The 11,910-nt window shown below is 47.7% G+C and carries 11 protein-coding genes; 4 read left to right on the top strand and 7 right to left on the bottom strand.

Going from position 1 to position 11,910, the window contains the following annotated elements; genetic code table 11:
- Positions 1-194: 194 nt before the first annotated feature.
- Both ACR8BL_RS22370 and ACR8BL_RS22365 read right to left on the bottom strand, forming a co-directional pair.
- On the bottom strand, positions 195-980 hold the full coding sequence (locus tag ACR8BL_RS22370) for a helix-turn-helix domain-containing protein (RefSeq protein ID WP_434749581.1): 786 nt from the start codon (positions 978-980) through the stop codon (positions 195-197).
- Between the two features lie 60 nt (positions 981-1,040).
- Positions 1,041-2,498 (bottom strand): PLP-dependent aminotransferase family protein, encoded by a 1,458-nt coding sequence (locus tag ACR8BL_RS22365; RefSeq protein ID WP_434749580.1) that lies wholly within the window; start codon positions 2,496-2,498, stop codon positions 1,041-1,043.
- Between the two features lie 264 nt (positions 2,499-2,762).
- Between ACR8BL_RS22365 and ACR8BL_RS22360 the strand changes: the two genes are divergently transcribed.
- The 3 genes from ACR8BL_RS22360 (at position 2,763) to ACR8BL_RS22350 (ending at position 5,271) form a co-directional block, all read left to right on the top strand.
- Positions 2,763-3,380 (top strand): pyridoxamine 5'-phosphate oxidase family protein, encoded by a 618-nt coding sequence (locus tag ACR8BL_RS22360; protein WP_434749579.1) that lies wholly within the window; start codon positions 2,763-2,765, stop codon positions 3,378-3,380.
- 167 nt (positions 3,381-3,547) lie between these two features.
- Entirely contained in the window at positions 3,548-4,846 is a 1,299-nt protein-coding gene (locus tag ACR8BL_RS22355) for an aminotransferase class I/II-fold pyridoxal phosphate-dependent enzyme (protein WP_434753212.1), read from the top strand.
- Between the two features lie 299 nt (positions 4,847-5,145).
- Positions 5,146-5,271 carry a sporulation protein YjcZ gene (locus ACR8BL_RS22350; RefSeq protein ID WP_192895109.1) on the top strand — a complete coding sequence of 42 codons (126 nt, stop codon included), beginning with the start codon at positions 5,146-5,148 and terminating at the stop codon, positions 5,269-5,271.
- A gap of 157 nt (positions 5,272-5,428) precedes the next feature.
- Here ACR8BL_RS22350 and ACR8BL_RS22345 read toward each other — a convergent pair whose 3' ends face one another.
- From ACR8BL_RS22345 to ACR8BL_RS22325, 5 genes are all read right to left on the bottom strand, one after another.
- A complete protein-coding gene (locus tag ACR8BL_RS22345) occupies positions 5,429-6,646 on the bottom strand; it encodes an ABC transporter permease (protein WP_434749578.1) in 1,218 nt (405 codons plus the stop codon).
- Positions 6,647-6,648: 2 nt separating this feature from the next.
- Positions 6,649-7,401 carry an ABC transporter ATP-binding protein gene (locus ACR8BL_RS22340; RefSeq protein ID WP_434749577.1) on the bottom strand — a complete coding sequence of 251 codons (753 nt, stop codon included), beginning with the start codon at positions 7,399-7,401 and terminating at the stop codon, positions 6,649-6,651.
- 25 nt (positions 7,402-7,426) lie between these two features.
- Positions 7,427-8,806 carry a DEAD/DEAH box helicase gene (locus tag ACR8BL_RS22335; protein ID WP_434749576.1) on the bottom strand — a complete coding sequence of 460 codons (1,380 nt, stop codon included), beginning with the start codon at positions 8,804-8,806 and terminating at the stop codon, positions 7,427-7,429.
- Between the two features lie 432 nt (positions 8,807-9,238).
- A complete protein-coding gene (locus tag ACR8BL_RS22330) occupies positions 9,239-10,012 on the bottom strand; it encodes an SDR family NAD(P)-dependent oxidoreductase (protein ID WP_434749575.1) in 774 nt (257 codons plus the stop codon).
- Positions 10,013-10,070: 58 nt separating this feature from the next.
- Positions 10,071-10,529 (bottom strand): chemotaxis protein CheX, encoded by a 459-nt coding sequence (locus ACR8BL_RS22325; RefSeq protein ID WP_434749574.1) that lies wholly within the window; start codon positions 10,527-10,529, stop codon positions 10,071-10,073.
- Positions 10,530-10,982: 453 nt separating this feature from the next.
- Here ACR8BL_RS22325 and ACR8BL_RS22320 point away from each other — a divergent pair, with 453 nt between their 5' ends.
- On the top strand, positions 10,983-11,885 hold the full coding sequence (locus tag ACR8BL_RS22320) for a LysR family transcriptional regulator (protein WP_434749573.1): 903 nt from the start codon (positions 10,983-10,985) through the stop codon (positions 11,883-11,885).
- Positions 11,886-11,910: the final 25 nt, after the last annotated feature.

Raw genomic sequence — 11,910 nt, 5'->3', positions numbered from 1 at the left:
CCGGTTTCAGCCTGCGCAGACGTTTCCGAAAAATGCTGCATCCTTTGATAGAATTTCTGCGGCTTCGAACCCGTCGTTTTCCATTCATCATCACATGCTCCTCCTTAAAAGCTCATCTGGAATGCTAGTTACTTACCCTGGCTATCCAGCATTGAAACGCTGTGATGAGCTGGAACCGCATATCTGATGTGTCTTTAACGAATCTCTGACGGACTTTTGCCCGTGTACTGCTTGAACTGACGACTGAAGAAAAAGATATCTCGATACCCCAGTGCATCTGCAACTTCGGTCACGTTCATGCCGGTATGCACCAGAAGATGCTCTGCCCGCTCAATGCGCATACGGATAATATAGGATTGTACAGATGATCCGACCAGTTCCTTGAACTTGATGGAAAAGTAACGCGGTGACAGACCGGCCCGTGCGGCAAGATCTTCTACGCGATGGGTTATTCCGGGATGCTGACGAACATAATTCGCCACCTCCTGAATCACATCGGATAGCTGGTTACTCACCTTTTTCTCTACAGGCTCTTCCGTGTCCGTACGCAGCAAATGAATCATTAACTGCTTCAGAATCAGCTTGCTCTCTTCATCCCGTCCATACACATCCGATAAAAACAATCTCACATATCGTGCCAGCAAATGCTCGAATTCCACCGTCTCCTGCACTTCGCGGTAAGACTGGGGCACATCCGCAACGGGCCCGTCCACATCAAAGTGAATATACGTTAGCACAAGTGGTTTCTGTCTGTTATGCGTTGCACTGGTATGATCTCCCGGACGAAACAGAAAACAACTTCCTTTGCCAACCTCGTAAGGCTGATCGTTCAAAATAACCGTGCCTTCACCGCTCCACACGTAAAATAAATCATAATTTTGCATCGGTTTTTCCCGCTTCTGCCATTTCCAGCCCGGTTCACAGACTATTTTAGCGACAGCGGGCAAAATTACAAATGATGATGGCGATGCCTGCAGCATGTCGCCACTCCCCCTTGACAGTTAATCTCTTTACACACTTCTCCCATTATACAGCGGAATTCACTGAAACGAAAATGTACACTTCTCCCACACCGTTCTCATTCGCTGTATACCTTCGCGAATCCCCGTTTTATCCAAATGGGCAAACCCGAAACATATGGCAGAATGCCCTGGTATTAACCGGTACTGGTCTACATCACGAAACCATACACCCTGCTCGTGAATCCCTTTGGCAAACTGTTCATAACTCGAAGAGTCCCCGTTCCAGACCGCATAGATTGTAAGCCCGGCATCCCCGGGCTGCATTGTGAACGCCTGCGGCATACACCGCTTCATCTCCTCCACAAAAAAATCATGCCGCTCCCCGTATAAACGGGTTAATCTCCGCAAATGCCGCATATACCCTCCTCTTGTCATGAACTTTGCCAGTGCACGCTGTTCCAACAGCGCCGGTGATACCGGTTCATACAAAGCCTTGGCAGCGAGCAGCGGCTCCACCAGACTGCGGGGTAATACCGCATAACCCAGCCTGAACGAAGCGGGCATCGTTTGGGAGAAGGAACCGATGTAGATCACTCGCTGCTCACGGTCAAGCACCTTGAGCGGTTCAATTGGCCGTCCGCCCCAACGGAACTCACTGTCATAGTCATCTTCGACAATAACGGCATTTCGTTTTGATGCCCAGGCGAGAAGCGATCTTCTTCGTTCCAGCCCTAACACCGCTCCGGTCGGGAATTGTCGCGTCGGCGTGACAAATAACGTTTGAGCCTGCCAGTCTTGCGGGATAATCCCTCCGGCATCCACTTCTGCTGGAATTACCTGACCTCCGCAGGATCTGACGGCATGCACAATCCCTTGATAACCCGGACTCTCTAGAACCACAGGGCTCCCCTCCGTGATCAGCAATTGGGACAGCAGGGTGATACCTTGTATCGATCCACTGAAGAGTACGATTTGGGAAGAGTCTGCCTGAATACCGCGTGTCCAGCGAAGATGTGTGGCAATCGCTTCCCTCAGCTCCGAATCACCGGCAGCACCGCCTGGCTCTCGCCAGCCGCTGCGGTGAACTGAAGCAAGTGCACTCTTCCACTCAGCCACGGGAAAATGTTCTGCCAGCAAACGCTGCATCCGAAAATTAATAACGGAAGCATGTGCCGGTTGAATCTCTTCGCGGGAACGTTTGTGTTCCGCTGTTAATGTACGAAGACGCTCTCCCCATGGAGATAAAGACAACACCGCTTCGCTTTGATTGTTATCATGGGCGGACAAAGATTCCGTAACATAGGTTCCTTTCCCCGGAAAAGCACGGACATACCCGTCCGCAAGTAACATATCGTATACCTGGGCAACCGAGCCCCGCGACATGTCGTACTGTTTCGCCAGGATACGCGTTGATGGCAGACGTGTTCCTGCCCCCAGTGTACCCGAATGAATTGTATCCCGCAGTGCGTGATATAACGCCTGATATTTATAACGATGTTGAAGCTCGTACGAATCAAGTGGCAGCCACAATTCCATGTGATTCTCCCCCTTCGTTAACGCTCCTTCTTGACCCTTCCTTTCATCTTTTCCAAATCCTAACTTTTAACTAACTGTGATCTCTCATCACAATTGGCCTATGAAAATGAATGTAAATTGGATCTATTTTGGTGTCAATATTTGTTTTATGGTTATCTCCAGGAAAAACAACACCGCAATAAATTATAAATTTTCTGACATGTACTAATTTTTTTCTACGTTCAGACATGTGCTAACACTTTCTAACATAATGGGGGAAATAACATGAGACGCAAAGAATTTGCAATAGACGACGAACAGGAAATAATCACTTTTCTGGATCAATGTTCCTTCGGGTTTCTGGGCACCGTCAGTCCGGATGGAGAACCGAGAGTGACACCGCTAAATTTTGTATATATGGATGGTTGTTTCTACTTTCATGGAAGTCTGGCCGGCGAGAAAATGAAACAGATCAAACAACATTCGTCCGTAAGCTTTACTGTGGCAGAGGAGTTTTCGCTGATTCCTTCTTATTTTAGTGATCCTGAACTGGCTTGTCCTGCCACATCCTTTTTCAAAAGTGTGATGGCTTCCGGTCAGGCAGAGCCTGTGGAGGAGCTTGAACTTAAGGGCAAAGTGCTGCAGCGTTTTATGGAAAAACTCCAGCCGCAAGGCGGTTATGTACCGATAGATGCGGAAGATTCTCGTTATACGGGAAGGCTTAAAGCTGTTGCTGTCGTTCGAATCGTACCGGAGCGAATTAGCGCCAAGTTTAAATTCGGGCAGAATTTGACCCCTGAACGATTGGACCATCTCAGCGGTGAACTGCATAAACGCAACGAAGGTCGGGATCAAGAAACCGTTGAAATGATGCGAAAATATTGCCCGTTCCACCAACAGTAAAGTCGCCTGATCCAGCCCTGAGATTGATGAAAATACTGCATTTCCAACCTGCACAACAACGCGGTGAAGTGATATAACTGTCATATTGCGTAATTTCCGTGACGGAGCCATGTCAAGGTGATATAATGTTAGGCAGTGAATCACAAAGACTTGGAAGGATGAAACGAATGAATCCACTGGCTGAACAGTTGAACGAAAGTATTCAGGCCGGCAGCAGCCACGTCTACTCCATGCTGTCACAACTCGGCAAAGAAATTTATTTTCCTAAAGAAGGTATCTTAAGTCAATCTGCTGAAGCAGCAAGCCTGGCCAAGACCTATAATGCAACGATTGGTATCGCCTTGGAGGGTGGTGTGCCGATGCATCTTCCGGTGATTCAGGAGAAGTTGTCCGCATTCCAGCCGAAGGATCTCTATCCTTATGCACCGCCTGCAGGCAAACCTGAATTGCGAACCGTTTGGAGAGATAAGATGCTGAAAGAAACTCCTTCTCTGGAAGGTAAATCTTTCGGTAACCCGATTGTAACCAACGCACTGACTCATGGACTCAGTATCGTAGCCGACCTGTTCACTGAAGAAGGGGACGCTGTTATATATCCGGATAAAAACTGGGAAAATTACGAGTTGACTTTCGGAATTCGTCGCCATGGCCAGTTGGTTCATTATCCATTGTTTGATGATCAAATGAACTTTAACAGCAACGGGCTACTTCAGGCCTTGCTGGCGCAAAAGGACAAAGGCAAAGCCATCGTTCTGCTTAACTTCCCGAACAACCCGACAGGGTACACACCAGGGAGCGCAGAGGCAGATGCTATTGTAGATGCCATTCATCAAGCCGCAGAAGCTGGCGTTAATGTCGTTGTCGTTACGGATGATGCATACTTTGGTCTGTTCTTCGAAGATTCCATTCACGAATCTCTTTTTGGTAAACTGGCCAATATTCATCCGCGGGTATTAACGGTGAAGATTGACGGAGCAACCAAAGAAGAATTCGTATGGGGCTTCCGCGTTGGATTCATTACTTTTGCCCACGAGGATGCCGCTGTACTGCATGCGTTGGAACAGAAAACGCTCGGCATCATCCGTGCAACCATCTCCAGCGGGCCACATCCTTCACAGACATTTGTTCTGGATGCGCTGAAAGCACCGGAGTTTGAAGCACAGAAACAGGAAAAGTTCGAGATTATGAAAGGTCGCGCCAACAAAGTCAAAGCGATTCTCGACAGCAGCAAGTATGGAGAAGTATGGGATTATTATCCATTCAACTCCGGTTACTTCATGTGTCTGAAGCTGAAACAAGTGGGTGCTGAAGCACTTCGCAGTCATCTTCTGCACCAATATGGTGTAGGTACGATCGCACTGGGTGAATCCGATCTGCGGATTGCCTTCTCATGTATTGAAGAAAGTGATTTGGAAGAGTTGTTTGATACCATCTATCGCGGCGTGCAGGATCTGCAAACGACTTAATATACAGATAAAATAACCATCTAACATAGACGGTCTTAAGAATAGAACCCTTTGGAGCACATGGCGAAAGCAAATGTGCTCCAAAGGGTTCTTTGGTTCATTACATTTATATTTACATGTTCAGAAACATCACTATCGTGTACCTCGTTCTGCTTCCACTAGTGTAACTGTCTCTTCTTCCAGACAAATGCCCAAAACACGGACGTAGGGGCAAAGGCCCAATCAGCCTAACCCCATGGCACATAATATACGATGTACGCAAGGGCGTGCCAAACCATCACTCGAAAGGGGTATGACCCATGTCCCAAGTTGAAGATACAAGAGGCGGATACGGATACTGTGGCGTTGGAGGATTCACAAACATTGGTGCGATTCTCGTACTGTTCATCCTGCTCGTGATCATCACAAAATCGTTTCTGTGTTAGTACGCCTTCACCATTCACTCGCATGACATCATGAGTTTACATCACACATCAAAAAGAAGGGTATTTCGGGATACAGTCCGGAATACCCTTCTTTCTATTATGCCTAAGACTCATTCACCTGCGATGGATAAACACAGCGGCTTGGCATGAGTCGGCTCTACTCATCCTCTTCTTCTTTGAGCCATTTGCTGCCCTGCGAACGACGCATCAGCACAATGACCAGTATACCGAGTAGAAGTGCAATGCCTGTTATACTCAGTCCTTCCATTCCTGCCGCAAGCATCGGCAGCCACATGAGCAATGCAGCTATGGCATGCAGTTGGAAGATATAACCGAGTACCTGTGATCGCCTGCTCTCCCCTGAGATCGGGTAGATCATGATCCAGAAGGACTCACTGTGACTACGCCGCAGCACCCCGAGTTGAATGCCTGTTAGCAGCAGGAAGAACAGATAAACCCCAATTCCGAAGTAACTGCCCGCCGTCCACCAGGACAGCAGCATACCAAGAATGACCAGACGCAGAACAATCGTAAATACTTCCGTTCGAATAAATGTTTTGGTCATGAGATAACGGTAGGCCTGCCCCGCATTCCACGGAAGGCCGTTCCCCCATTTGCTGAGCCAACGGCGGGAACTTACTTTCTGTCCGGACGATGGCACATCTACAAACCAGCCTAATGTGCGCATCACTCTGCCCGCCTGTGTCTGCTCCACTTGAATCAGACGTTCCCAAGCGACTCGATGTTTAACAGGCACACGCAGTGCAACGATATAAACAGCCGCAAGCAACAACAGGAACCAGAGACTCCGTAGCGGTGGCTGCCATAGCCAAGCTGCAACGGCAAGGATAGCCAGTGCCCAACGAAGCACCCGATATCCCTTCGATGCTCCAGCCTGAACCATTCTCAGCTCTTGCCACGCACCGTAACTGGACAGCACTTTCCATAACACAAGAAACAGAATGGACCAGCCCAGGGGCTTGGCAGCTGCATCTGCCCTTACATAGAGCGGCCACAGTGTAATAAATACAAACAGAAGTCCCAACATTTTATAAATGACGCCTCGAACAAAGCTGTTTTTTAAATAGTCCTGCATCCGGTACTCCTGCGGCCTTAGGAAAACAATATCTGCCGGAAGCAGATATGTACGAAAACTGCTAAACAGCGCAAGCGGAGCCAGCAGCAATAGAGCAATCCAGCGAACCGGAAATCCCGCAGGAATATGCTGTACAAACGATGTATACCAGGCCGAGAAAGCGATGACCAGAAACAAAAAGACCATCGCTACACCGCTCTGGATGACATAACCCACATAAGGGAGAATTCCATTCCAGAAACCTGTCCGACGTTGCTTCCATAACAGCTTGAGATCCATACTTAATCCCTGCCTTGCACGAGGGAATAGAACATGTGCTCCAGCGTTGTGTCAGGCTCTCCGAACTGTGTACGCAATTCATTCAGTGTTCCTTGTGCAATGACATGTCCACGATGTAATACAACAAAACGGTCACAATAATTTTCAATCGTGGACAAAATGTGTGAACTCAGCAGAATGGAAGACCCGGCAGCTTTCATCTCCAGCATAAAATCAAGCAGGGAGCGAATGCCCAGCGGGTCAAGTCCCAGAAACGGCTCATCGATAATGTAGAGCGGTGGGCCTGCGACAAAAGCACACATAATCATAACCTTTTGTCTCATCCCTTTGGACAGGTGTGTGGACAGACTTGTACTTTTCTCATTCATGCGGAACAAGTTCAGCAGCTTCTCTGTTCTTTGTTTAAAATCAGCCTCAGACACATTATATGCCCTTGCTGTGAACTCCAGATGTTCCATAACGGTCATTTCATCATATAACTCGGGAGATTCCGGTACAAATGCCATCGCAGATTGGTAGATCTGCGCATCCTCATCCCTTTTTTTGCCCATGACCCGAACTTCTCCCTGCTGCGGAGTCATCAGGCCCAAGATATGTTTCATGGTTGTACTCTTGCCAGCACCATTTAATCCGATCAGTCCGACCATCTCTCCACGCCCAACTTCCAGATCAACACCATGAAGCACCGGTCTTTTGGCACTGTAACCTCCGCTAAGCCCGCTGATTTGCAGCACAGGCGATTGAACGTTCTCCATCTATCCCTGCACCCCTTTCATCCGATTATTCCTCAGAGCGTGGTGCTCTGTCTTTGCTCCACTTGGGTGCTCCCTTGTTTTTGCGGTTCTGGTCGCTATCCGTACGGCCTCCATGGCCACTTGGCTTGCCACTTGCAGGACGTTGACTCGCATTCGAAATGGTTGCTCTCGTGCCCGGTTTCCGGCTTCCTTGAGCTGGTTTGCGATCCCGGGACTGTCCAGGTTTTCGGGAGAACGAATGTCCTTCCGGGCGAGTATCCGGCCGTGGATCTGCTTCCAAAACTTTGCCGCCGAAAAGAGTACGCTCCTGCAATTCGATGCCGAGTTCCCGTGCGAATTTACGCATGATGAAAATTTGTGTTTCATCAACGATCGACAGCACGATACCTGAGCGCCCCATCCGGCCTGTCCGGCCAGCGCGGTGAACGTAATGCTCTGAGTCAAAGGCAGGGTCGTAGTTGATGACCATCGGCAAGCCTTCGATATCGAGTCCTCTCGCTGCCACCTCGGAGGCGATCAGCAGTTGGATTTTGCCATTACGGAAGGCAGCCAGTACGTTGCTGCGAGTTACCTTGTCGGCATCCCCGTAAAGCGCAGCTGCGTTCAGCCCCAAGTGGTTCATTTTTGCCTCAACCTCACCGATGTCCTCCGTTGCATTCACAAAAACAATAGCCCGATCCGGGTTATATTGTCTAACCAGACGACGCAGCATATCAATCTTGTTGCGTCCCTCTTCTACAAAGTAATAATGTTCAAGTCCGGCAGCCGTTGCGCGATCCGGTTCGATGCCGATCTGCACAGGCTCCTTCATCTCGCGCTTGGCGAGTGTAGCCGTATGCTCATCAATGGTTGCAGACAGGAAGATTAACTGACGGTCACGTAGCGCGCTTTTCAATACAAATTCCACATCACTTACACCGCCGAGCTGGAACACCTGATCCGCTTCATCGATAACAATGGTGGATATGTTGTGCATTTTTAACTTTTTGAGTGTAATGAGTTCCTTCAGTCGTCCCGGCGTACCCACAACAAGTTCCGGATGCTCACGCAATTTTTCGATCTGACGTTTCACAGCTGCACCGCCAATCAGACCTTGTACTCCGATGCCCCGCTCCGCGCCGTAACGCTGTGCTTCACGTACAATCTGCATCGCAAGTTCCTGTGTTGGTGCAATAATCAATTTCTGGGTTCCTTTAATTTCACTCTTGATGGATTGTAATAGTGGCAGCAGATAGGCCAGTGTTTTACCAGTTCCCGTCTGGGACTTGGATACGACATCCTTGCCTTCCAAAATAACCGGAATGGTCTGCGCCTGTACCGGGGAAGGTTCGTTAATGCCATGCTGAGCCAGCAGCGCCTCCAGATCCTGTTCTACGCCTATTGATGCAAAAGTTTGATTCGTCATGTATTCCATCCTTTAAATTTATTCGTTTTGATGATTTACAGGCTCAACTTTTCTCTTTACACTAAACACTTCGATAGCAGAATAACCTTCCGATCACTGTTATACCCAGATTTTTTCTATTCCTTATATTATGGAGAAATCCGGTGATAAGCGTATGCTTCCGATGCAGCTTTCTTTCAGAAAGCTTTCAGGCGACCGCTCCGCTTCTCCAGGATATTTCTGCTCTCTCCGTTATCGTGTAACTATATCATTTCGCCTATAAACCTGCTTGTACGCTTAAAACAAAAGCCTGTCATCACATTACCTTTCATTATATGCGAAAAAAGCCTGCGTACCAAATCTTATTCCGGAAATGTTCAAGTCCACGCAAAAAAAAGAAAAGCCCCTCGGCGGAGCCCTTCTTCATCCGGTATATGGTGCACTTGTTACATTCTACTTCTGATTCATTACACCGTGGGACAATCGATCGGCAAGCCGCGGGAATAATTGATAAAGCCAAATGCCAGCTGATGCCAGCCTCGGCAGATTCACTTCTTCCTTGCGTTTCTTCATGGCACGAATCATGTGGCCTGCTACATTCTGAGGTGTCAGCATCAGCCAGCGCACATTGTTCACGTAATTCCCTGAAGGATCCGCGCGATCAAAAAACGGTGTATCTATTGGACCTGGATTAATCGTAGTGACGGTAACACCTGTCTTGCGCAGCTCTTGACGCAACGCGTTGCTGAAGCCGAGCACAGCATGCTTTGTCGCCGTATAAGAGGCTGATTTGGCAGTCCCAATTTTGCCAGCCATCGAAGCAACGTTTACAATCTGGCCTTTGCCGCGTTCCAGCATATGCGGAAGTACCGCTTTGGTACAGCGGACAATGCCCATATAATTCACGTCCATCATCTCGTCAAATTCCTGCACAGACATATCCGTCATCGCGGCAAACTTTCCGTATCCGGCGTTATTCAGCAGAATATCGATTCGTCCGTATTTATGTAACATCGCATCTACAGCCGCCTGAACCTGCTCACTATCTGTCACATCCAGCGTAAGCAGTTCATGCCGTCCCTGTAGTGAAGCACCAATCTGATCCAGCTTGTCCCGCGAACGGGCAGCCAAAATCGGGATGGCTCCTTCCTCGATCAGCATTTGCGCACAGAGCGCACCAATTCCACTCGATGCTCCTGTTATAAAAACAACCTGATCTCTCAGCATGGTTGATATCCTCCCGTAATAAAACACATTGGGCCTGATGTAGGCCTATGCTTCTATTTTACGAGATCATCACCTGAATATCCATCTGTCCAATCCCATCCATCAACAAAGGAATGCTGAGTGCTTTCGTTGCGGTAAATGTGGATAAAATTTCGGACTGCATGACTTGAGGAGGAGTAATATCCACCACAACGCCTTGGTTGGACAAAATTGTACTTGCATTACCACTGATCATATTACCCAACTCGGAGATCGCACTTTTACTCATATCGTCCATCTCGGTGATGACAAAACCACCCATCATGGCTGAAACAATTTTCAAAGCAACCGTTTCTTGTATACCAAAAACAATATTTCCGCTCAACTGCCCCGTCATTCCAATCACAATCCAGACATGGTCAGCAATGTACTCTACATTCTTCACGCCAAGATTCCCGGTGGAAGGCGAAACCTGGATGAGCTGTTCAAATACGTTGCGTGCCGATTCCAGGAATGGGTTAATTACTTCCGCTTTCACTGTGTATGCCCTCCTCAAACTGGGTTATTGGTCACATACCAAAAGTCCCATATTCGTTAAATTTATTATACTTTATCACGTACGAGAATTCATTAAGAATTCATTAAACCTTGTGTACTATAATTTATCGTCATTCGAATAGCAAATGTTTATAGCTGTTTTTGTCGCTTTTTACTTCTTGGAAAGAAATATTATACCTTCGTTCAAGCCGCAAAAAGAGAGTAGGACTTTTATACCGGTTTTGTATATAGTTAAAATTTTAATTTATAGCCCTCTTCACATTTACTCCATTTATTAGTCCGTTAGCCTACTTTCAGATAGATGTATGCCCTTCATTGCTCTGATCTCCGTAATCCCCTATAATTTAAGATAAGAGAAACATAACCCGTCACGGAATTCGCTGCATGACACACGACATCATACAGAGGATATTTTGCCGCAAGGAGGCCGTATATGAACATCAGCCAACTGGAAACGCTGATTACTATTTCCAAAACGATGAGTTTCCGCAAAGCGGGAGAACTCCTTAACTTGACCCAGCCGGCTGTCTCGGCCCAGATCAAAAGCCTGGAGGACGAATTCAACACAGTGCTTGTCGATCGGAACCAGCCGGTAACCCTCACAGATCGCGGCCAGGTTTTTCTGGAACATGCTGAGCGGATGCTAGATATTGTGGATGAGCTGAAACAGAAGCTGTCTGATCTGGATGAAACACCGCAAGGACGCATTGTGCTTGGAACAACAACATCAATAGCGATTCAGATTTTGCCAAGAGTGCTCTCTTACTTCCAAGATCAATTCCCACTCATCAAAACAAGCATTCAATCTCTGCCTTCCTCTCAGATCTATACACAGGTCGAGAATGGTCTCGTGGACATTGGAATCGGATATCTGACCGAACGGAATCCTAATCTCAGTACGTCGGTGCTGTACTATGATACCTTCGAACTTGTTGTATCTCCCTCTCACCCGCTGGCGAAGAAAAAACATGCTGCGGTTGATGTGCTGCGAAGCACACCTCTGATTCTCTTGTCCCCGGATACGGTCGGACGCAGGTTTACAGAAGCTGTTTTCAAAAAATACAATATCGACCCCAATGTGGTCATGGAGCTGTCGAGCAGTGAAGAAGTCAAACGGATGGTAGAGATTGATCTCGGTGCTGCTATTATCTCTAAACAATCTGTAGCACATGAACTGCGGCAAGGCACATTACGAATGATACCTTTAAGTGAACTGGAGGTCAGTCATCCTGTAGGGGTGATCTATAAATCCAGTCGTTATCTTAACTCGGCAATGCATCAATTCCTGAGTGATCTCAAGGGCATGCCGGAAACACAATTTATCAGCTCGGAATGACAGCTGAACAACAAATTACGAGAAA

The organism is Paenibacillus amylolyticus (genome assembly GCF_051136285.1).
Taxonomy (GTDB): domain Bacteria; phylum Bacillota; class Bacilli; order Paenibacillales; family Paenibacillaceae; genus Paenibacillus; species Paenibacillus amylolyticus_F.
Note: the sequence above shows the minus strand (reverse complement) of the source record. Positions and strands in the feature narration are given on the sequence as shown.